The organism is Streptomyces sp. ADI95-16 (assembly GCF_003721495.1).
Lineage (GTDB): Bacteria > Actinomycetota > Actinomycetes > Streptomycetales > Streptomycetaceae > Streptomyces > Streptomyces goshikiensis.
On the sequence record NZ_CP033581.1, the window covers coordinates 5971403 to 5993668 of the forward strand.

Genomic DNA, 22266 nt, shown 5'->3' on the forward strand with positions numbered 1-22266 from the left:
CGTCCTGTCACGACGGGCCCGGGACCCGCCGCTCCCGGTACCGCCTACCCTTGTCGCATGACCAGCAGCAGCGACCGGAGCACGGCAGTGGATGTCAAGGGAACTTACGAGGTGCGCACCTACGGGTGCCAGATGAACGTGCACGACTCCGAGCGGCTGTCCGGTCTGCTGGAGGGCGCGGGCTACACGCGCGCGCCCGAGGGCTCCGACGGCGACGCCGACGTGGTGGTGTTCAACACCTGCGCCGTCCGTGAGAACGCCGACAACAAGCTGTACGGCAACCTCGGCCGCCTCGCCCCGATGAAGACCAAGCGCCCCGGCATGCAGATCGCCGTCGGCGGCTGCCTCGCGCAGAAGGACCGCGACACGATCGTGAAGCGGGCCCCCTGGGTCGACGTCGTCTTCGGCACGCACAACATCGGCAAGCTGCCGGTCCTGCTGGAGCGCGCCCGCGTCCAGGAGGAGGCGCAGGTCGAGATCGCCGAGTCGCTGGAGGCCTTCCCCTCCACGCTCCCGACCCGCCGCGAGTCCGCCTACGCCGCCTGGGTCTCGATCTCCGTCGGCTGCAACAACACGTGCACCTTCTGCATCGTCCCGGCGCTGCGCGGCAAGGAGGAGGACCGCCGTCCCGGCGACATCCTCGCCGAGGTGGAGGCCCTGGTCGCCGAGGGCGTCTCCGAGATCACCCTGCTCGGCCAGAACGTGAACGCGTACGGCTCCGACCTGGGCGACCGCGAGGCCTTCTCGAAGCTGCTGCGCGCCTGCGGCCAGATCGAGGGCCTGGAGCGGGTCCGCTTCACCTCCCCGCACCCGCGCGACTTCACGGACGACGTGATCGCGGCGATGGCCGAGACCCCGAACGTGATGCCGCAGCTGCACATGCCGCTGCAGTCGGGATCGGACCCCATCCTGCGCGCGATGCGCCGCTCGTACCGGCAGGAGCGCTTCCTCGGCATCATCGAGAAGGTCCGCGCCGCCATTCCGCACGCCGCGATCTCCACCGACATCATCGTGGGCTTCCCCGGTGAGACGGAGGAGGACTTCCAGCAGACGATGCACACGGTGCGCGAGGCGCGCTTCGCGAACGCGTTCACCTTCCAGTACTCCAAGCGCCCCGGCACCCCGGCCGCGGACATGGAGGGGCAGATCCCGAAGGAGGTCGTCCAGGACCGCTACATGCGGCTGGTCGCGCTCCAGGAGGAGATCTCCTGGGAGGAGAACAAGAAGCAGGTCGGCCGCACCCTGGAGGTCATGGTCGCGGAGGGCGAGGGCCGCAAGGACGGCGCCACGGACCGCCTCTCGGGGCGTGCCCCCGACAACCGCCTCGTGCACTTCACCAAGCCGGACGAGGAGGTCCGCCCGGGCGACGTGGTCACCGTCGACATCACCTACGCGGCCCCGCACCACCTGCTGGCCGAGGGCCCGACGCAGTCCGTACGCCGTACCCGCGCGGGCGACGCGTGGGAGAAGCGCAACGCCGCCCCGCCGCAGCCGGCGGGCGTCATGCTCGGCATTCCCACCCTCGGCGTCCCGGCCCCCCTGCCCCCGACCACCTCGGGCTGCGCCGTCCCCTCCTGACGCGGCCCTGCCCGGCCCCGTCCGGCGTTCGAGGCGCGGGGCCCGGGGCCCGGAGCCCCAGGCCCGCCCGGCGCCCCGGGACCGGGCTCCGGGCAGCGCCCGGCAAACGGCGGCTTACGGGCGGGGCGGGGATCGGGCCTGCGCGGCGGTAAACGCGGCGGCACGTGCTGGACAAGGCGGCGGCGAGCCACCGCCAAACACGGCGGCGCCAAACGCGGGGCAAGGCGACGCCGAGCGCGCGGGCCCGCGCGGCGGCACGGTGTCGAGACCGGGCGGCAGGCCCTCCGCCTCCCGTTCCGGCCGGCGACGGCTAGGCTGCGGATCATGCTCGTAGCCGCCGCCGTCTGCCCCGCCCCGCCGCTGCTCGTACCGGAGGTCGCCGCCGGGGCCGCCGCCGAGCTCGCGGACGCCCGTACCGCCTGCTCCGACGCGCTCGCCGTCCTCGCCGCCTCCCGCCCCGACCGCCTAGTCGTGGTCGGCGCCGCCGGGGCGGACCACGCCGGCCCCTACCCCCAGGGCGCCCGCGGCACCTTCCGCGGCTTCGGGGTGCCCGCCGACGTACGGCTCGGCGAAGGTGAGGAGGGCCCGCGCCTGCTGCCCACCTCGCTCGCCGTCGCCGCCTGGCTGCTCGCCCGCGCGCGCTGGGGCGCCGCCCCCGTCGAGGGCCTCGGTGTCGCCGAGCCCCTGGAGGCCGACGCCTGCCTGCGCGCCGGCCGGGAACTCGCCGCCTGCGACGACCGCGTCGCCCTCCTCGTCATGGGCGACGGCAGCGCCTGCCGCACCGTGAAGGCCCCCGGGTACCTCGACGAGCGCGCCACCGCCTTCGACGCCGAGGCGGCCCGCGCCCTCGGCGCGGCCGACACCGCCGCCCTCGCGGCCCTCGACCCCGGGCTCGCCCGGGAGCTCAAGGCCGCCGGACGGGCCCCCTGGCAGGTGCTCGCGGGCGCCGCCGAGGGCGCGGGCCTCGACGGCCGGCTGCTGTACGACGAGGCCCCGTACGGGGTCGGTTACTTCGTCGCCACCTGGTCCTGAAACCTCGCCCGGGCGGCCGCTGAACGCCGCCGCCGCACGCCGCCCCTGAAGGCCGTCACAGCGCCTCCGGGCACACGGAAGGGGCGCGAGGGCGTCCCGCCCCCGCGCCCCGTCCGGGACCGCGTCAGGAAGCCGTCGGCGGCGTCTGCCCGCCGGGGCCGTCCTTGTGCGCGATCTTGCCCAGGGCGTCCTTCGCCTTGCTCGTACCGGTCTCGATCCGGCCGTGGTACTTGCCCTTGGTCTTGGAGTCCACGACCTGGGCCACCTTGTCCAGATTCTGGCCGATCCTGCCCTCGTGCTGCTGCGCGAGGTCGCCGACCTTGTCCTTCGCCGGCGCGAGCTTGGCCTTCAGATTGTCCAGCAGACCCATGGGTCACCTTCCAGTGGCGGTGGCTACGTGCGGGCGCCCTCGCCGGTCTCGCTGTCCGCTGCGGCCTCCGCCGACTGCTGCTTCGGAATCTCCACGGCCTCCGCCGCCGGAGCCCCCTCCTCAGCCGTCCCGGCCTCTGCCCCCTCGGACGTGGCCGTCAGATCCTCGACCGCGACCTCCTCGGTCGAAGCCTGGTCCTTACGGCCAAAAAACCGGCCAAAAACGCCCATGTCTGCTCCTATAACGCTGCTCGTGTGAGTGAAGTTCCGCCCGGTTCGAACCGGCTTGCGCCAGTGCTCGCGCCGGGCCCGCGCCGGACGCTCGCCCGGACGGAACCACGCCAGGGCAACGACCCCGCCCGGGCCCCGTCACGTAACTCGATCGGGTACACGGCGGTATCTGGCCAGGGGTGCGCGAGGGGTTTGCGAGACTGGGGCGGTGAGGAAAGCAGCCCCCGCCCCGCGGGTCATCGCCGTCGTCGGTCCCACCGCGGCCGGAAAGTCCGACCTGGGCGTCGCCCTGGCCCGCCATTTCGACGGCGAGGTCGTCAACGCCGACTCCATGCAGCTGTACCGGGGGATGGACATCGGCACCGCCAAGCTGACGGTCGAGGAGCGCGGCGGAGTCCCGCACCACCTCCTCGACGTCTGGGACGTGACCGAGACCGCCAACGTCGCCGAGTACCAGCGGCTGGCCCGCGTCGAGATCGACAAGCTCCTCGCCGAGGGCCGTACGCCGGTGCTCGTCGGCGGATCCGGGCTGTACGTCCGCGGCGCCCTCGACGCCATGGAGTTCCCCGGCACCGATCCCGAGGTCCGGGCCCGGCTGGAGGAAGAGGTCACCCTGCGCGGCCCCGGCGCCCTGCACGCGCGGCTCGCCGCCGCCGACCCCGCCGCCGGGGCGGCCATCCTGCCCAGCAACGGCCGCCGGATCGTCCGCGCCCTGGAGGTCATCGAGATCACAGGGCGGCCGTTCACCGCCAACCTGCCCGGCCACGAGTCGGTCTACGACACCGTCCAGATCGGCGTCGACGTCGGCCGGCCCGAACTCGACGAGCGGATCGCGCGGCGCGTCGACCGGATGTGGGAGGACGGGCTGGTCGACGAGGTCCGCGCCCTGGAGGCGCGGGGGCTGCGTGACGGAATCACCGCCTCCCGCGCCCTCGGCTACCAGCAGGTGCTGTCCGCCCTCGCGGGTGAATGCACCGAGGAGGAAGCCAAGGCCGAGACCGTCCGCGCCACCAAGCGGTTCGCCCGGCGTCAGGACTCCTGGTTCCGCCGCGACCCGCGCGTGCACTGGCTCAGCGGAGCCGTCGCGGACCGCGGGGAACTCCCCGGGCTCGCGCAGTCGTTGGTCGAACGAGCGGTTACAGCCTGATCACGTGATGGCATCGGGACGCCCCGTGCGCCAGTCGGCGCCCCGGGAGCGTGCCATCATCAAACTTCTGAACACGGCGTACGAAGTCCGAGTGGGGAGGGCGCGTGGCTATGGAGGCCGGCCCTCGAAACACTGGGCAGGACGAGACCCGGCGGGAAGCCGACCCGGTGCGACTCGACGGGTCCGACGGCCCCGTCGAGCCCGACGGCCCCGTCGAGCCCGACGGGGCCGTCGCGGCCCTGGCTGGGCCCGACACCCTCGGGCTGCCCGCCGAGCCCGCGCGGCTGAGCCCCGACGGGCCGGACGCGCCGGACCCCGCCGAGGTGGAGGCCGCGTCCGGCCCCGAGTTCGAGGTGGAGCTGCGCCCGCAGCGCCGCCTGCGCATCTGGCAGATCGCCCCCATCGTGCTGCTGGCCCTGGCCGGCTCGCTGATGTTCGCGTTCCCGCTCGCCTTCGAATTCGGTGACGGCGGCGCCGTGGTCGCCATGCTGGGCTTCCTCATCAGCTCCTGCGCGGGCGGTTGGGGCATGATGGCCGCCCGCCGGGTGGGCTACAGCTGGCCCGGGCTGCCGCCCAGGGGATCGGGACGCCGCCCCGACTGGCGCATGGCCGCGCTGTACGCGCTGGCCGCGCTGGCCGTCGTAGCGCTCGCGGTGTACCGCGTGGCGCGGCTGCGCTAGGGCCTGTCTTTCGGATCAGGCCGTAGCCGCCGGCTCCCACCCGTACCCCGTCCGGCCCTCGGACCACCGGGGGCCCGTCGGCCGCGTCTCGGTACGATGGGCTCGTGACGCAGACCAGCCTCTCCTTCCTCAAGGGCCACGGCACCGAGAACGACTTCGTGATCGTCCCGGACCCGGACAACGCCATCGAGCTGCCCGCGACCGCCGTCGCGAAGCTGTGCGACCGGCGGGCCGGCATCGGCGGCGACGGCGTGCTGCACGTCGTACGCTCCGCCGCGCACCCCGAGGCCAAGGCCATGGCCGGCGAGGCCGAATGGTTCATGGACTACCGCAACAGCGACGGCTCCATCGCCGAGATGTGCGGCAACGGCGTCCGCGTCTTCGCCCGCTACCTCCAGTACGCCGGGCACGTCGAGCCCGGCGACCTCGCCATCGCCACCCGGGGCGGCGTCAAGCGCGTCCACCTCGACAAGCGCGGCGACGTGACGGTCTCGATGGGCCGCGCCGAGTTCCCCGAGGGCGAGGTGACCGTCTCCGTCGGCGACCGCTCCTGGCCCGCGCGGAACGTCAACATGGGGAACCCGCACGCGGTGGCGTTCGTTGACAGCCTGGACGATGCCGGAACCCTGTACGACCCGCCCCCGTTCAGTCCGGCCTCCGCCTACCCGGCAGGTGTCAACGTCGAGTTCGTCGCCGACCGCGGCCCGCGGCACGTCGCCATGCGCGTCCACGAGCGCGGCTCCGGCGAGACCCGCTCCTGCGGCACCGGCGCCTGCGCCGTCGCCGTGGCCGCCATCCGTCGCGACGGCGTGGACCCCGCCGAGACCGGCGAACAGGTCACCTACACGGTCGATCTGCCCGGCGGAACCCTGGTCATCACGGAGCACCCCGACGGCCGGATCGACATGACCGGACCCGCCGTCATCGTCGGCTCGGGCGAGTTCGACGCGACCTGGCTCGCCGAAACGGCATTCGTCTGAAGCTTCCCTCTAATGGGTGATCCGTTTCACGCTGAGCGAGAGGTGGACTGCGCCACGTGGTGGGGTCGGTAGCATCAGGCACCGGCCCTGAGGGCGCACCCCATGCCCGCCACCGCCGGTCGAAGCCGCCGGAGGTGCCCATGAGTGCAGAGGCCACGAACCCCGAAGCACGTTCCGAAGCACGCCCCGAGCTCCGCAGACGTGGCCGCACCAGGCTTGATCTGCGACGACTCGGGCGCGCGGCCCTGCTCGGGCCGACATCCCGCGACCGGCTGCCCGATGCCATCGGGCACGTCGCGGAGGCGCACCGCGCCCACCACCCGGACGCCGACCTGTCCATCCTGAGGCGCGCGTACGTGCTCGCGGAGTCCTCCCACCGCGGCCAGATGCGAAAAAGTGGTGAGCCGTACATCACACATCCGCTCGCCGTGACCCTGATCCTGGCCGAACTCGGCGCCGAGACAACGACCCTGACGGCCTCTCTGCTCCACGACACGGTCGAGGACACCGAGGTGACCCTCGATCAGGTCCGCGAGGAGTTCGGCGACGAGGTCTGCTTCATCGTCGACGGCGTCACCAAGGTAGAGAAGATCGACTACGGCGCCGCCGCCGAGCCCGAGACCTTCCGCAAGATGCTCGTCGCCACCGGCAACGACGTCCGCGTCATGTCCATCAAGCTCGCCGACCGCCTCCACAACATGCGCACCCTCGGCGTCATGCGCCCCGACAAACAGGCGCGCATCGCCAAGGTCACCCGCGACGTCCTCATCCCGCTCGCCGAACGCCTCGGCGTCCAGGCGCTCAAGACCGAGCTGGAAGACCTCGTCTTCGCGATCCTGCACCCCGAGGAGTACGAGCACACCCGCGCGCTGATCGCCGCCCACGCCGGCGAGCGCGACCCGCTGCCCGCCATCGCGGAGTCCGTCCGGGTCGTCCTGCGCGAGGCAGGCATCCACGCCGAAGTCCTCGTACGCCCCCGGCACTTCGTCTCCGTCCACCGGATCTCCCGCAAGCGCGGGGAGCTGCGCGGCTCCGACTTCGGCCGGCTGCTGATCCTGGTCGGCGAGAACGCCGACTGCTACGGCGTACTGGGGGAGCTGCACACCTGCTTCACCCCGGTGGTCTCGGAGTTCAAGGACTTCATCGCCGTCCCGAAGTTCAACCTCTACCAGTCGCTGCACACCGCCTTCGCCACCTCCGACGGGCACGTGGCCGAGGTCATCGTCCGGACCCGGCAGATGCACCGGGTCGCGGAGGCCGGGGTCGTCGCGCTCGGCAATCCGTACGCCACGGCGGCCGCCACCGCCGCCGCGACCGCGGCCGCCGCCGCGTCGGGCGCCACGGCCGGGTCCGCCGAGGCCTGCGCGGACCCGTACGAGGAGCGGGTGGACCCCACGCGGCCCGGCTGGCTCTCGCGCCTGCTCGACTGGCAGCAGTCCGCGCCCGACCCCGACACCTTCTGGAGCGTGCTGCGCGCCGAGCTGGCCCAGGACCGGGAGATCACCGTGTTCCGGGCGGACGGCGGGGCCCCCGCCACGATCAGCCTGCCGGGCGGGGCCAGCTGTATCGACGCCGCCTACGCGCAGTACGGCGAGGCGGCCCACGGCTGTATCGGCGCCCGGGTCAACGGGCGCCTCACCTCCCTGACCTCCCGGCTCTCCGACGGGGACACCGTGCAGCTGCTGCTCGCCCACGACGCGTCCTCCGGGCCGTCCGCCGACTGGCTGGAGCACGCGCACACCCCGGCCGCCCGGATCGCCATCAGCAGCTGGCTCAAGGCCCACCCGGACGGTGCCGCCGCCACCACCACGGCCGCGCGGGCGCCGCTGTCGGTCGTCGGGGCCCGCGGCGGCGGCGGCAACGCGGTCGCCGACCTGCCGGACGCGACCGTACGGCTGGCGGGCTGCTGCACCCCGGTGCCGCCGGACGCGGTCGCGGGATTCGTCGTACGGGGCGGGGCCGTCACCGTGCACCGGGTGCAGTGCGCGGCCGTGGCGCAGATGCGCTCGCTGGGCCGCACCTCCGTCGCCGTGCACTGGCGGGCCACCGCCGACTGCCGGGTCACGCTGCTTGCCGAATCGTTCGGCCGCCCGCACCTGTTGGCCGACCTGACCGAGGCGATCGCCCGTGAGGGCGTCGAGGTCGTCTCCGCGACCGTCGAACCGCCGGTCGAGCAGCGGGTCCGGCACTCCTACACGCTCCAGCTGCCCGACGCGACCGGCCTGCCGGCGCTGATGCGGGCCATGCGGGACGTCCCGGGGGTCTACGACGTGAGCCGCGCCTGAGGGCGCCGCGACGGGGGTGACGGGGGGTGGTGGGGGGCCGCCGCGCGGTGGGGAGCCGTGGCGCCGGGCAAGGCCCTTCCACGCGCGCTGTCGGGCCCGCGGCCCTGCCGGAGGATCCCGTTCGGGTGGACTCGTCGCGCGTCGTGTGCGGCCGCGCCACGGGCGCTGGTAACCCGTGGTGGATGCAGCTCACCTCCCCACGCCTGCGCGCCGCCCTGCTCGCCGCGGCCTCCCTCACCCTCGTCGCCGCGGTGCTGCCCCCGCCGAAGGCGCTCGGCATCGGCGACCCGCTGTTCCCGGAGCTCGGGAACCCCGGGTACGACGTGCTCGCGTACGACCTCTCCTTCACGTACAAGGACAACCTGAGCCCGCTCGACGCCGTCACCGTCATCGACGCCCGCGCCCAGGAGCCGCTGGAGCGGATCAACCTGGACTTCACGAACGGGACGGTCGCGTCGGCCGAGGTCAACGGGGAGCCCGCGGGGTTCGAGAGCGTTGCGGAGGACCTCGTACTGACGCCGGCCCGGCCGGTGGCGTCGCACATGCCGCTGCACATCGTGATCCGGCACACGAGCGATCCGCGGGGCCGCAGCGACGGCGGCTGGGTGGTCACCGACGACGGCCTGGCCATGGCCAACCAGGCGGACGCCGCGCACCGGGTGTTCCCCTGCAACGACCACCCCTCCGACAAGGCGTACTTCACCTTCCGGATCACCGCCCCCGCCGGGCTCACGGCCGTCGCCAACGGGGTGCCGGGCGCCCTCCCCGCCCGCCGCGCGGCGGCAGCCACGACCTGGACGTACCGGACCGTGCACCCGATGGCGACCGAGCTGGCGCAGGTCTCCGTCGGCGACTCGGCCGTGGTGAGCGGCACCGGACCGCACGGGCTGCCGCTGCGCGACGTGGTGCCGGCCGCCGACCGGCAGAAGCTGGAGCGCTGGCTGAAGAAGACCCCGGCGCACATCGAGTGGATGGAGCGGCGGGTCGGCCGGTACCCCTTCGAGAACTACGGGGTGCTGATCGCCCGGGCGAAGACCGGCTTCGAGCTGGAGACGCAGACCCTCTCCCTCTTCGAGCACGGACTGTTCACGGAGGAGGGCTATCCGGAGTGGTACGTGGAGTCCGTCATGGTCCACGAGCTCGCCCACCAGTGGTTCGGCGACAGCGTCACGCCCCGGGCCTGGTCCGACCTGTGGCTGAACGAGGGGCATGCCACCTGGTACGAGGCCCTGTACGCGGACGGGCTGGGCAAGTACTCCCTGGAGCGGCGCATGCGCGAGGCGTACCAGCGCTCCGACCAGTGGCGCGCGGCGGGCGGGCCCCCGGCCGCGCCCAAGCCCGCCGCCCCCGGGCAGAAGATCGGACTGTTCCGGCCGGCGGTCTACGACGGGGCGGCGCTGATCCTGTACGCACTGCGGCAGGAGATCGGGGCCGAGGCGTTCGACCGGGTGGAGCGGAGCTGGGTGGGCGAGCACCGGGACGCGGTCGCGGGTACGGAGGACTTCGTACGGCTGGCTTCGCGGGAGGCGGGGCGCGACCTCGGGGAGTTCCTGAAGCCCTGGCTGTACGGGAGCACCACCCCGCCGATGCCGGGCCACCCGGAGTGGAGCGGGGCGAAGGGCGCGTAACGCGCGGCGCGCGGCGGGCCGGGGCCGGGGCCGGCGGGATCGGGGGCGCCGGAAAAGGGTGTGACCCCCGGGGAACGGGCATGTCACCATCGACAGGGCCGCGCCGCGGGGCTCCCGGGGGGAATCTCCCGGCGATGTCACACGTTGGACGTGACAGTGTTAGGTCACGCGCGGCAGTAGCTTTGGCCTTGGCTCGGGTCCCGCCCGGGCTCCGCCCGGCCCGGCCGGCGCGGACGCAACCGAAATCGACGTAAGGATCCAATGACCTCCTCTTCATCCCCTTCCCAGGACGCGCGGGACGCACGCGAGGCACGCGACGCGTCGGACCCGCAGAGCTTCACCGAGAGCCTTCGGGCCGACGCCCTGATGGAAGAGGACGTCGCCTGGAGCCACGCGATCGACGGAGACCGGGACGGCGACCAGTTCGAGCGCTCCGAGCGCGCGGCCCTGCGCCGCGTCGTCGGCCTCTCGACCGAACTCGAAGACGTCACCGAGGTCGAGTACCGCCAGCTGCGACTGGAACGAGTGGTGCTCGTCGGCGTCTGGACCTCCGGCACCGTGAACGACGCGGAGAACTCCCTCGCGGAGCTCGCCGCCCTCGCCGAAACCGCCGGTGCCCTCGTCCTCGACGGTGTGATCCAGCGCCGCGACAAGCCCGACCCGGCCACCTTCATCGGCTCCGGCAAGGCCCGCGAGCTGCGTGACATCGTGCTGGAGAGCGGCGCGGACACCGTCGTCTGCGACGGTGAGCTCAGCCCCGGCCAGCTCATCGCCCTCGAAGACGTCGTCAAGGTCAAGGTCGTCGACCGGACCGCCCTGATCCTCGACATCTTCGCCCAGCACGCCAAGTCCCGAGAGGGCAAGGCACAGGTCGCGCTCGCGCAGATGCAGTACATGCTGCCGCGCCTGCGCGGCTGGGGTCAGTCGCTGTCCCGCCAGATGGGTGGCGGCGGCGGTGGCGGCATGGCCACCCGAGGCCCCGGTGAGACCAAGATCGAGACGGACCGGCGCCGGATCCGCGAGAAGATGGCGAAGATGCGCCGGGAGATCGCGGAGATGAAGACCGGCCGCGAGATCAAGCGGCAGGAACGACGCCGCAACAAGGTGCCCTCGGTCGCCATCGCCGGCTACACCAACGCCGGCAAGTCCTCGCTGCTCAACCGCCTCACGGGCGCGGGCGTACTGGTGGAGAACGCGCTGTTCGCCACCCTCGACCCGACCGTGCGCCGGGCCGAGACGCCGAGCGGCCGGATCTACACCCTGGCCGACACCGTCGGCTTCGTCCGGCACCTGCCCCACCACCTGGTCGAGGCGTTCCGCTCCACGATGGAGGAGGTCGGCGACTCCGACCTCATCCTGCACATCGTGGACGGCTCGCACCCGGCCCCGGAGGAGCAGCTGGCGGCGGTCCGCGAGGTCATCCGCGAGGTCGGCGCGGTCAACGTGCCCGAGATCGTGGTGATCAACAAGGCGGACGCGGCGGACCCGCTGGTCCTGCAGCGGCTGCTGCGCATCGAGCGGCACTCCATCGCCGTCTCGGCCCGCACCGGCATGGGCATCGCGGAGCTGCTCGAACTGATCGACACCGAGCTGCCGCGGCCCGAGGTCGAGGTGGAGGCCCTGGTGCCGTACACCCGCGGCTCGCTGATCGCCCGGGCGCACGCCGAGGGCGAGGTCATCTCCGAGGAGCACACCCCGGAGGGCACCCTGCTCAAGGCGCGGGTCCACCCGGAACTCGCGGCGGACCTGGCTCCGTACGTACCCGCGAAGCACTAGCACGGCGGCGGGGCTCGTTCGCCCCGCTGCGGCACGTCGTATGACTGAGGGCCCCCGCGATCGCGGGGGCCCTCAGTCGTGCAGCGGGCCTGCGGGCCGGCCCGCGTGTGTCGCCTACTGGCCGCGGAACTTGCCGCTGACGCCCTCGAAGAGCTTCTTGGCCTCCGGACCCAGCTTCGGGCCGGCCAGCCAGCCCGCCTTGGTGGGACCGATCGAGGTGTTCGACACCAGCGCCGGCTTGCCGTTGCTGCCCGCCGCGACCCAGCCGCCGCCGGAGGAGCCGCCGGTCATCGTGCAACCTATGCGGTACATCACGGGGTCGGCCGCGACCAGCGACAGCCGGCCCGGCCGGTCCGTGCACTGGTAGGCCTTCTGACCGTCGAACGGGGCCGCCGCCGGGTAGCCCGTCGCCGTCATGTTCGCGATCTTCGGCACGGCCGGAGCGTTGAACTCCACCGGAAGCGCCGAGCCGACCGTCTCCTCCAGGGACTTGCCCGAACCCTTCTCCGGGGTCACGTGCAGCATCGCGAAGTCGTACGGGGCGCCCGCGCCACCGGTGGGACCGCCCGTCGCGATCCACTGGTCCGAGGTCTGCGCCCAGTCGCTCCACCACACGCCGAACGGGGCCACCTGCTCGCGGGGCGCGCCCTTGAGCGCGGTCGCCGGCTTGCCTGCGTTGTTGTAGGACGGGACGAAGGCGATGTTGCGGTACCAGCCGCCGGACTTGCCCGAGTGCACGCAGTGGCCCGCCGTCCAGACCATGTTGGACTTGCCCGGGTGCGCGGGGTCCTTGACTACGGTGGCCGAGCAGACCATCGAGCCCTCGGGGCCGTCGAAGAAGACCTTGCCGGACTCCGGAACGTTCGCGTGGTACGGGGCGGGCGCGGGCCTGGCCGCCACCGCGGCCGGCGTCGGGTCCGTCACGCCCTGGTCCTTGCCGGCGTCCGGGTCCACGGACGGGCCCTTCGGTTCCTCGGCGCCACGCATCCGGTCCGGGTCCCACAGGTCCTCGATGATCGGGTTGACGTAGTCACCCGCCTCGCGGAGCCAGTCGTCCTGGTTCCAGTTCTTCCACGCACCGCCCCTCCACTTCTCCAGGTCGAAGCCGTGCTCCTTGAGCTTGTCCTTGAGCTCGTCCGGGATCTTGATCCCGTCGGCTCCGGACGGAAGGCTCGCCGCCACGGTCGGCTTGGCGTCGCCGCCGGCCTCCCCGTCGCCCGGGCCGCAGGCCGCGGCGGTCAGCGCGAGAGCGGCCGCGCAAAGGGCCGCTGTGACCGGTCGGTTCGGTCGCATGTCGTAAGTCCCCCTGGTGGGTCGAGGCGTTCGTTGCAGTGGAGCGCAGCACCCCACTATGCCGATGCCGTTGGGGACGGCACAGACCGGGGCGCGGTTCCTGCCGGACGGGTGTCCGGTGCCGACACGGAGAGCAAGGATCTTGGGTCCACCCGTGATCCGTTGCCTTCCCCGTCGTTGCTACATACGGGGGAAAGGGCGGCAGCGTTCATGTTCGAGGCGCAATCCGGAAGAGAAGTCGGCAGCGAATTCCGTGCGGGAGGTCCGACACTCGTGGCTCTGACCGAACAGGCCGCAGCCGCGGCGACCGTTGTGACACAGGGGAGCAGGGGCTCCGCGGCCGCCGCGGAAGGGATCCTGGGCCGGCAGGCGCAGCGGGAATCCGCCGCCCGGACGTACGCGCGCTCCCTGCCGATCGTTCCGGTACGGGCCCGGGGCCTGACGATCGAGGGCGCCGACGGGCGCCGCTACCTGGACTGCCTCTCGGGCGCCGGAACCCTCGCGCTGGGACACAACCACCCGGTGGTGCTCGAAGCGATCCGGGGCGTGCTCGACTCCGGAGCCCCGCTGCACGTGCTGGACCTCGCGACCCCGGTCAAGGACGCCTTCACCAGCGAGCTGTTCGCGAACCTGCCGGCCGGGCTGGCCGCCGACGCCCGCATCCAGTTCTGCGGGCCGGCCGGGACCGACGCCGTCGAGGCCGCGCTGAAACTCGTGCGCACCGCCACCGGGCGCTCCGGGCTGCTCGCCTTCACCGGGGCCTACCACGGCATGACCGCCGGGGCGCTGGACGCCTCCGGGGGCGCTCCCGAGGTACGCGTGACGCGGCTTCCGTACCCGCAGGACTACCGCTGCCCCTTCGGTGTCGGCGGGGCCGAGGGCGCGCGGCTCGCGGCCCGGTGGACGGAGAGCCTGCTGGACGACCCCAAGGGCGGAGTGCCGTCGCCCGCCGCGATGATCGTCGAGCCGGTGCAGGGCGAGGGCGGGGTCATCCCCTCCCCGGACGCGTGGCTGCGCCGGATGCGGGAGATCACCGCGGCGCGGGGGATCCCGCTGATCGCGGACGAGGTGCAGACGGGGGTCGGCCGCACCGGCGCCTTCTGGGGCGTCGACCACGCCGGGGTGGTGCCCGATGTGATGGTCCTGTCCAAGGCGATCGGCGGCAGCCTGCCGCTGGCGGTGATCGTGTACCGGGCGGAGCTGGACGTATGGGCCCCCGGTGCCCACGCCGGCACCTTCCGGGGCAACCAGCTGGCCATGGCGGCGGGCACCGCGACGCTGGCGTACGTCCGCGAGAACGGCCTCGCCGAGCGCGCGGCAACCCTGGGCGACCGGATGCTCGCGGCCCTGCGCGGGCTGATCCCGGCCCATCCGTGCGTCGGGGACGTCCGGGGCCGGGGCCTGATGATCGGCGTCGAGCTCATCGACCCCGACACCGGCGCCGCCGCCCCGGGCCTCGCGGCCGCCGTCCGGCGGGAGTGCCTGGACCGCGGCCTGATCGTGGAACTCGGCGGCCGCCACTCCAGCGTCGTCCGCCTGCTGCCCCCGCTGACCGTGACGGACGAACAGGCCACCGCCGTCCTCGACCGCCTCGCCGACGCCATCCCCGCAGCCGGCCGCCGCCCCCACTGACCCGCACCCGAAGGACCCCGATGCCCGACACCCCCTCCCCACCCACCCCAACCCCCAACCCCACGCACCCGGCCCCGCCAACGGCTGCCACGGCCCCCGAGCCGCCCGCCCAGCCCCCCGTGCCCGACCGCCCCCCGCACACCCCGGCCCCGGCCGCGCACCTCACCGCGACCCCAGCCCCGGCTGCGGCTGCGGCCCCCGAGCCGTCCGCCCAGCCCTCGCTGGACGCGCGCTTGCCCGCCGGGGCTCAGGGCACGGACCCGGGCACGCCTACGGGGGCGGCAGCCCCCGGCCCGGTCGCTCAGGCCGCGCCGGGCGCGAGCTCGGCCGCCGGTGACTCCGGCCTTTCTGCTCGGGGCATGGAGGCCGCACGGCCCGCGCACCTGGCTGCGGACGCGGGCACGCCGACGGAGGCAGCGGTCCACGGGCCGACCGCCCTCGTCTCCCCGGGCGCACACTTGCCCGCCGGGGACGCCCGCCCCTGCGCCCCGGGTGCGGAGTCCGCGCGGCCCGCGCACCCGGGCACGGCGCCGGGGGCAGGGGCAGGGACCCCGGGGTCGGCCGCTCAGGTGTCACCGGGCGCGCGGCCGGACACGCCGGAGGCGGGCGCCGACGCCGCCCTCCAGGGCAGGGAGGACGTACGGCCCCCGATCCCGGAGTCCGCCCTGGGCGCGGGGACGGCTCCGCGCCCCGGCCAGCCGCACCTCCCGGGTGCAGCCCCAGAGGCACCCGGCACGCCGGGCCCGGCGTCGGACGCGTCGAGCCTGCCCCCGGCCCGGGACGCCGAGGGCTGGACGGTCTCCGGCGTGCCTGCGCCGCAGTTCGGGCCGGCCGGCTTCCCCGCCTCGGGGTTGCCGGAAGGTTGGTCCGGTGCCGCCGAGGCGGGGGCGTCCGTGTATGGCGGCTCCGGGGCGGCTGCCGTTCCGGGTTCGGGCACGCCCGGCCCGCCTCTGACCCCCGCCCCGCGGAGCGACGCGGGGGCGGCCAGTGTGCCCCGGCAGAAGGACGGCACGGGGAGAGCCCGGGTGGGCGGGGCCGGACCCCTCGGCCCCGAACCGGCCGCGTTGCCCGACCTCCTGGACCACCCCGACCCGGCCGTCGCCGCCGAGGCCGCGGCGGTGGAGAACCTGCTGCGGTGCTGGGTCCGCGAGACCGGTATCGGGCGTCCCGACGGGCCCGTCGGAACCCTGCTCCGCATCCCCCTCCCCGCCTCCGGCGCCGCCCTGCTCGTCGCCGTCCGCTACTGGTCCCCGGCCGGCTGGCACCGGTTCTCCCCGCCCCGGTTCGAGGCCGCACCCGCCCACGCCCCCGCCCTGGACGCCGTCACCCTCGCCGCCCTGATCGCCCGCGAGGGCAACCCCGCCGGCCGCGGCGGTGCCGACCTCGTCGGCCGGGTCGCCGACTCGGTGCACCGCACCGCCGAGTTCATCGCCGACCGGCGCGAACACCCCGCCCCTCCCGCCCCCGTGGCCGGGGACCTCTTCCTCACCTCCGAACAGTCGCTCCTTCTCGGTCACCCCCTGCACCCCACCCCGAAGAGCCGCGAAGGCCTCTCCGAAGCCGAGGTGCGCCCGTACTCACCCGAACTCCACGGCTCCTTCCCCCTCCACTGGCTGGCGGTCGCACCCGCCGCCCTCGCCACCGACTCCGCCTGGACCGAACGCGGCCGCCCCGTCCCCGCCGCGCAGCTCCTCGGCCGGCTCGCCCCCGGACTCACGCTCCCCGACGGCGCCACCCCCCTTCCCCTCCACCCCTGGCAGGCCCGCGACCTGCTCCGGCGCCCCGCCGTCACCGCTCTGCGCGACGCGGGACTCCTCACCGACCTCGGCCCGCACGGCGAGCCCTGGCACCCCACCTCCTCCATCCGCACCGTCCACCGCCCCGGCGCCCCCGCGATGCTCAAGCTCTCCCTGGGCCTGCGCATCACCAACTCCCGCCGCGAGAACCTCCGCAAGGAACTCCACCGCGGTGTCGAGGTGCACCGGTTGCTCCGCACCGGCCTCGCCGAGCAGTGGCAGGCGGCCCACCCCGGCTTCGACATCGTCCGCGACCCCGCCTGGGTCGCCGTCGACGCCCCGGACGGCACCCCCGTCCAAGGACTCGACGTCCTGCTCCGCCACAACCCCTTCCGCTCCGGCGACGACGCCCTCTGCGTCGCCGCGCTCACCGCACCCCGCCCGTGGCCCGGCCGGATCGCGATGCGCTCCCGGCTCGCCGAGATCGTCTCCCGCCTCGCCGGCGCCACCGGCCGCTCCACTTCGGCCGTCTCCGCCGAGTGGTTCCTGCGCTACCTCGACCACGTCGTCCTGCCGGTGCTGGCGTTCGACGCGCTCGCCGGCGTGGCCCTCGAAGCGCACCAGCAGAACACCCTGGTGATCCTCGACCCCGCCGGCTGGCCCCTCGGCGGCCGCTACCGCGACAACCAGGGCTACTACTTCCGCGCCTCCCGCCGCGCGGAACTGGAGCACCGGCTCCCCGGCATCGGCGCCGCCAGCGACACCTTCGTCTCCGACGCCGTCACCGACGAACGCTTCGCGTACTACCTCGGCATCAACAACGTGCTCGGTCTCATCGGGGCCTTCGGATCCGCGCGGCTCGCCGACGAGCGCGTGCTCCTCGCCGCCTTCCGCCGCTTCCTCGGCAAGGCCGCAGGCCTCGGCCCGCTCCCCGCGCAACTGCTGGACTCGCCCACCCTGCGCTGCAAGGCGAACCTGCTCACCCGCCTGGGCGGCCTCGACGAGCTGGTCGGCCCCGTCGACACCCAGTCCGTGTACGTCACCATCGCCAACCCCCTTCACGATTGACGCGTCACCACCGACGCGGAGAAGAGCGCCGATGCCCTCCACCGACCAAACCATCGAACTTCGCCTCAACGCGCAGCTGCTGCCCCAGCTCGCCGAGGCCGACCTGCTGGACTCCCCGGCCGCCTGGGGGACCGCCACCACCGCGGCGGGAGCCTTCCGCCTCGAACCCGTACGGCTCGAACGCGACCTGGAACTCCTCACCCGCTGGATGAACGACCCCGAGGTGGCCGCCTACTGGGAACTCGGCGGCCCGGCCGCCGTCACCGCCGCCCACCTGCGGGCGCAGCTCGACGGCGACGGCCGCAGCATCCCCTGCCTCGGTCTCCTCGACGGCACGCCGATGAGCTACTGGGAGATCTACCGGGCCGACCTCGACCCGCTGTCCCGCCACTACCCGGCGCGCCCCCACGACACGGGTATCCATCTGCTTATCGGAGACGGCACGAACCGCGGCCGGGGTCTGGGCACCGCACTGCTGCGCGCCGTAGCCGACCTGGTCTTCGACAACCGGCCGCGCTGCACCCGCGTCATCGCCGAACCGGACATCCGCAACACCCCCTCCGTGACAGCCTTCCTGAACTCTGGCTTCCGTTCTCCCGCGGAAATCGACCTCCCCGAGAAGCGCGCCGCGCTGATGATCCGGGAACGGGCGCTGCGCAATCTCCTCTGAGTGCCGCCCCCGCAGTCCCGCATCGGCTCCAACCCGCCTCCCGCCTCCTGCCTGCCGCTTTCCGCGTTCTACTTCATGCCTCTCCACTTGATAACTCTGCGTGACGAAGCAAGGTTCCCGATCCTCCGAGGAGTCCCGTGCCGAATTTCCCCGCAGCTCCCGACTTCACGGAAACCACCGTGCCGCCGTCGCCCCAGCACCCCTGCACCCCGCCCGAAATCAACCCCGTGACCTGGGCCTTCGCCGGCCGCGCGCTCCTCGCCAAGATGCTCGGCGAGTTCGCGTACGAGGGGATCATCAGCCCCGTCCCGGCCCCGGCCCCGGCCGCTGGTGACGCCTGGACCCTCACCCTCGATGACGGCAGCAGCCTCGGCTTCCGTGCCCGCCGCCGCTCGTACGGCAGCTGGCAGGTCACCCCTGACACCCTCACCCTGACCCCGGCGCCGCCCTCCACCGGAGGCCCGAGCGCCAACGAAGGCCCGACCACCACCGGCAGCCCGACCACCATCGGAAGCCCGAGCGCCTCCGGTAGCCCGACCACCACCGGCAACGCCAGCGCCTCCGGCAGCCCGACCGCCTTCGGGGACCCGTACGCGTTCCTCATCCGCGCCCGCTCCCTCCTCGGCCTCGACGGCGCGACCCTCGGCCACCTCGTCCGCGAGCTCAGCGCCACCCTCGCCGCCGACGCCCGCATCGCCCACACCGCGCTCACCGCCGACGTCCTCGCCGACCTCGACTACGCCGAGCTCGAAGGCCACCAGACCGGGCACCCCTGGCTCGTCCTCAACAAGGGGCGCATCGGCCTCTCCGCCGCCGACACCGCCGCCTGGGCCCCCGAGGCTCGCACCCGCCAGCGCCTGCCCTGGCTCGCCGCGCACACCTCGCTCGCCGAGTACCGCGGCACGGCCGGCCTCGAAGACCCCGCGCGCCTCTACCGCGCCGAACTCGACCCCGTCACCCGCGCCGCCTTCGACCGGGCCCTGCGCGACCGGGGCCTCGACCCCAGCGGCTACCTCTACCTCCCCGTCCACCCCTGGCAGTGGGACGAGGTCGTGCTGCCCCTGTTCGCCCCGGCCCTCGCCTCCGGGGCGCTGGTCCCGCTGCCCGCCGATCCCGACGTACGCCTGCCACAGCAGTCCATCCGTACCTTCCTCAACCTCACCCGCCCCGACCGCCACAGCGTCAAACTGCCGCTCTCCGTCTTCAACACCATGGTCTGGCGCGGCCTGCCCTCCGACCTCACCCTCGCCGCCCCCGCCGTCACCTCCTGGATCCACTCCCTCCGCGACGCGGACCCCTTCCTGCGCGACGAATGCCGGGTGGTCCTGCTCGGCGAGGTCGCTTCCGTCACCGTCCGCCACCCCGTCTACGAGCAGCTGCCCGAGGTTCCGTACCAGTACAAGGAGCTCCTCGGGGCGATCTGGCGCGAGCCCCTCACCGGCCACCTCGCCCCCGGCGAGCGCGCCCGTACCCTCGCCTCCCTCCTCCACACCGACCCGCGCGGCCGCTCCTTCACCGCCGAACTCGTCGCCCGGTCCGGACTCGCCCCCACCGTCTGGCTCCAGCGGCTCTTCGCCGCCCTGCTGCCCCCGCTGCTCCGCTTCCTCTACCGCTACGGCACCGTCTTCTCCCCGCACGGCGAGAACGCGATCGTGATCTTCGACGAGCAGGACGTGCCGGTCCGGCTCGCGGTCAAGGACTTCGTCGACGACGTCAACATCAGCCGCGAGCCGCTGCCCGAGCACGCCTCCATGCCCGCCGAGGTCCGCGCCGCCCTGCTCACCGAGCCGCCCGCCTTCCTCACCCAGTTCATCCACTCCGGGCTGTTCATCGGCGTCTTCCGCTACCTCTGCGCCCTGTGCGAGGACCGGCTCGGCGTCCCGGAGACCGAGTTCTGGTCCCTCGTACGGGCCGAGATCCTCCGCCACCAGGCGCGTTTCCCGGAGCTCAAGGAGCGGTACGAGCTCTTCGACCTGCTCACCGAGCGGATCGACCGGCTCTGCCTGAACCGGAACCGGCTCCACGAGGACGGCTACCGCGACCGCCCCGACCGCCCGCACGCCGTCACCCACGGCACCGTGCCCAACCCGCTGCACCGGCCGTGATTCCTCGTCGATGCGGTCGCTGTCGGTGCCGCCCCTTAGGGTTGGCAGTGCTATGACGAAGCCCTCCCTCCCCGACCTGCTGCACGCCGCCGTCTCCGCCGTCGGCGGCACGGAGCGGCCCGGCCAGGTAGCCATGGCCGAAGCCGTGGGCGAAGCGATCGACGACAACTCCCACCGGCTGATCCAGGCCGGCACCGGCACCGGCAAGTCCCTCGGCTACCTGGTGCCGGCCCTCGCGCACGGCGAGCGCGTGGTCGTGGCGACCGCGACGCTGGCCCTGCAGCGGCAGCTCGTCGAGCGCGACCTGCCGCGCACGGTGGAGGCGCTGCACCCGCAGCTGCGCCGCCGCCCGCAGTTCGCCATGCTCAAGGGCCGCTCCAACTACCTGTGCCTCCACCGGCTGCACGAGGGAGCCCCGCAGGACGAGGAGGAAGGCCTCTTCGACCAGTTCGAGGCGGCCACCCCCACCAGCAAGCTCGGCAAGGACCTGCTGCGCCTGCGCGACTGGGCGGACGAGACCGAGACCGGCGACCGGGACGATCTGACCCCGGGCGTCTCGGACAAGGCCTGGGCGCAGATCTCGGTCTCCTCCCGGGAATGCCTGGGCGCCACGAAGTGCGCGTACGGGGCCGAGTGCTTCGCCGAGGCCGCCCGCGAGCGGGCCAAGCTCGCCGACGTCGTCGTCACCAACCACGCGCTGCTCGCCATCGACGCCATCGAGGGCGCCCCCGTGCTCCCGCAGCACGAGGTGCTGATCGTGGACGAGGCGCACGAGCTGGTCTCCCGGGTGACCGGGGTCGCCACCGGTGAGCTCACCCCCGGCCAGGTCAACCGCGCCGTCAAGCGGGCGGCCAAGCTGGTCGACGAGAAGAGCGCGGACTCCCTGCAGACCGCCTCCGAGTCCTTCGAGCGGGTCATGGAGCTGGCGCTCCCGGGCCGGCTGGAGGAGATCCCGGAGGACCTCGGCTACGCGCTGATGGCCCTGAGGGACGCCGCGCGCAATGTCATCTCGGCGATCGGCTCCACCCGCGACAAGTCCGTCCACGACGAGGACGCCGTCCGCAAGCAGGCCCTCGCCGCCGTGGAGAACATCCACACCGTGGCCGAGCGGATCAGCAACGGCTCCGAGTACGACGTCGTCTGGTACGAGCGCCACGACCGGTTCGGCGCCACCCTCCGGGTCGCCCCGCTGTCCGTGTCCGGGCTGCTCAGGGAGAAGCTGTTCGAGGACCGCTCGGTGGTCCTCACCTCCGCCACCCTCAAGCTGGGCGGCGACTTCAACGGTGTCGCAGCCTCGCTGGGCCTGTCCCCGGAGGGCGTCGAGGGGGACGACGTGCCGGTCTGGAAGGGCCTGGACGTCGGCTCTCCGTTCGACTACCCGAAGCAGGGCATCCTGTACGTCGCCAAGCACCTGGCCACGCCGGGCCGCGAGGGCACCCGCGGCGACATGATGGACGAGCTCGCCGAGCTGATCGAGGCGGCCGGCGGCCGTACTCTCGGACTCTTCTCGTCCATGCGCGGCGCCAAGGCGGCCGCCGAGGAACTGCGCGGCCGGCTCGACAACCCGATCCTGCTCCAGGGCGAGGAGACGCTGGGCGAGCTGATCAAGGCCTTCGCCGCGGATCCGAAGACCTGCCTGTTCGGCACGCTCTCGCTCTGGCAGGGCGTGGACGTGCCCGGCCCGAGCTGCCAGCTGGTGGTGATGGACCGGATCCCGTTCCCGCGCCCGGACGACCCGCTGATGAGCGCCCGGCAGAAGTCGGTCGAGGAGCACGGCGGCAACGGCTTCATGGCCGTCGCGGCCACCCACGCGGCGCTGCTGATGGCGCAGGGCGCGGGCCGGCTGGTACGGGCCTCCGGCGACCGGGGTGTCGTGGCCGTGCTGGACCCCCGGCTGGCCACGGCCCGGTACGGGAGCTTCCTGCGGGCCACGCTGCCGGACTTCTGGTACACCACGGACCGCAACCAGGCCCGTCGCTCACTGGCCGCCATCGACGCCGGCGCCCAGGCCGAGGGCAAGTAGCTCAGCCGTGCATTGAGCGACCCGAACGGCGAG

At 73.6% G+C, this 22266-nt stretch carries 16 protein-coding genes; 13 read left to right on the forward strand and 3 right to left on the reverse strand.

Features of this window, described 5'->3' with window-relative positions:
- The first annotated feature begins 57 nt into the window (after positions 1–57).
- Entirely contained in the window at positions 58–1578 is a 1521-nt protein-coding gene (miaB, locus tag EES41_RS26825; RefSeq protein WP_123080638.1) for a tRNA (N6-isopentenyl adenosine(37)-C2)-methylthiotransferase MiaB, read from the forward strand.
- A 324-nt stretch (positions 1579–1902) separates the two neighbouring features.
- Positions 1903–2610 (forward strand): class III extradiol dioxygenase subunit B-like domain-containing protein, encoded by a 708-nt coding sequence (locus tag EES41_RS26830; RefSeq protein ID WP_123080639.1) that lies wholly within the window; start codon positions 1903–1905, stop codon positions 2608–2610.
- A 124-nt stretch (positions 2611–2734) separates the two neighbouring features.
- On the opposite strand, the gene EES41_RS26835 is transcribed toward EES41_RS26830, so the two are convergent.
- Together EES41_RS26835 and EES41_RS26840 are read right to left on the reverse strand one after the other, a co-directional pair.
- Positions 2735–2980, reverse strand: coding sequence for an antitoxin (locus EES41_RS26835; RefSeq protein ID WP_123080640.1), 246 nt, complete (start codon positions 2978–2980; stop codon positions 2735–2737).
- A 23-nt stretch (positions 2981–3003) separates the two neighbouring features.
- Positions 3004–3210: a hypothetical protein gene (locus tag EES41_RS26840; RefSeq protein ID WP_123080641.1), complete on the reverse strand. Its 207-nt coding sequence runs from the start codon at positions 3208–3210 to the stop codon at positions 3004–3006.
- Between the two features lie 208 nt (positions 3211–3418).
- Between EES41_RS26840 and miaA the strand changes: the two genes are divergently transcribed.
- From miaA to hflX, 6 genes are all read left to right on the forward strand, one after another.
- Complete coding sequence (gene miaA / locus EES41_RS26845; protein ID WP_123080642.1) at positions 3419–4357, forward strand: tRNA (adenosine(37)-N6)-dimethylallyltransferase MiaA; 939 nt, start codon at positions 3419–3421, stop codon at positions 4355–4357.
- Positions 4358–4467: 110 nt separating this feature from the next.
- Positions 4468–5037: a hypothetical protein gene (locus tag EES41_RS26850; RefSeq protein ID WP_123080643.1), complete on the forward strand. Its 570-nt coding sequence runs from the start codon at positions 4468–4470 to the stop codon at positions 5035–5037.
- A gap of 104 nt (positions 5038–5141) precedes the next feature.
- Positions 5142–6017 (forward strand): diaminopimelate epimerase, encoded by an 876-nt coding sequence (dapF, locus tag EES41_RS26855; protein WP_123080644.1) that lies wholly within the window; start codon positions 5142–5144, stop codon positions 6015–6017.
- 140 nt (positions 6018–6157) lie between these two features.
- Positions 6158–8302 (forward strand): bifunctional (p)ppGpp synthetase/guanosine-3',5'-bis(diphosphate) 3'-pyrophosphohydrolase, encoded by a 2145-nt coding sequence (locus tag EES41_RS26860; RefSeq protein WP_123080645.1) that lies wholly within the window; start codon positions 6158–6160, stop codon positions 8300–8302.
- Positions 8303–8484: 182 nt separating this feature from the next.
- Positions 8485–9930 carry a M1 family metallopeptidase gene (locus EES41_RS26865; protein WP_123080646.1) on the forward strand — a complete coding sequence of 482 codons (1446 nt, stop codon included), beginning with the start codon at positions 8485–8487 and terminating at the stop codon, positions 9928–9930.
- A gap of 261 nt (positions 9931–10191) precedes the next feature.
- The gene (gene hflX, locus EES41_RS26870; RefSeq protein WP_123080647.1) at positions 10192–11706 is read left to right on the forward strand and encodes a GTPase HflX; all 1515 of its coding nucleotides are present in this window, start codon (positions 10192–10194) and stop codon (positions 11704–11706) included.
- A 114-nt stretch (positions 11707–11820) separates the two neighbouring features.
- On the opposite strand, the gene EES41_RS26875 is transcribed toward hflX, so the two are convergent.
- Positions 11821–12999, reverse strand: coding sequence for a serine protease (locus EES41_RS26875; protein ID WP_123080648.1), 1179 nt, complete (start codon positions 12997–12999; stop codon positions 11821–11823).
- A 273-nt stretch (positions 13000–13272) separates the two neighbouring features.
- Between EES41_RS26875 and EES41_RS26880 the strand changes: the two genes are divergently transcribed.
- The 5 genes from EES41_RS26880 (at position 13273) to EES41_RS26900 (ending at position 22233) form a co-directional block, all read left to right on the forward strand.
- Positions 13273–14631 (forward strand): diaminobutyrate--2-oxoglutarate transaminase family protein, encoded by a 1359-nt coding sequence (locus EES41_RS26880; RefSeq protein ID WP_254211575.1) that lies wholly within the window; start codon positions 13273–13275, stop codon positions 14629–14631.
- A gap of 989 nt (positions 14632–15620) precedes the next feature.
- On the forward strand, positions 15621–17435 hold the full coding sequence (locus EES41_RS26885; protein WP_254211576.1) for an IucA/IucC family siderophore biosynthesis protein: 1815 nt from the start codon (positions 15621–15623) through the stop codon (positions 17433–17435).
- A gap of 31 nt (positions 17436–17466) precedes the next feature.
- Positions 17467–18105: a GNAT family N-acetyltransferase gene (locus tag EES41_RS26890; protein ID WP_123080650.1), complete on the forward strand. Its 639-nt coding sequence runs from the start codon at positions 17467–17469 to the stop codon at positions 18103–18105.
- 137 nt (positions 18106–18242) lie between these two features.
- Positions 18243–20210 carry an IucA/IucC family siderophore biosynthesis protein gene (locus EES41_RS26895; protein ID WP_123080651.1) on the forward strand — a complete coding sequence of 656 codons (1968 nt, stop codon included), beginning with the start codon at positions 18243–18245 and terminating at the stop codon, positions 20208–20210.
- 52 nt (positions 20211–20262) lie between these two features.
- Positions 20263–22233 (forward strand): ATP-dependent DNA helicase, encoded by a 1971-nt coding sequence (locus EES41_RS26900; RefSeq protein WP_123080652.1) that lies wholly within the window; start codon positions 20263–20265, stop codon positions 22231–22233.
- Positions 22234–22266: the final 33 nt, after the last annotated feature.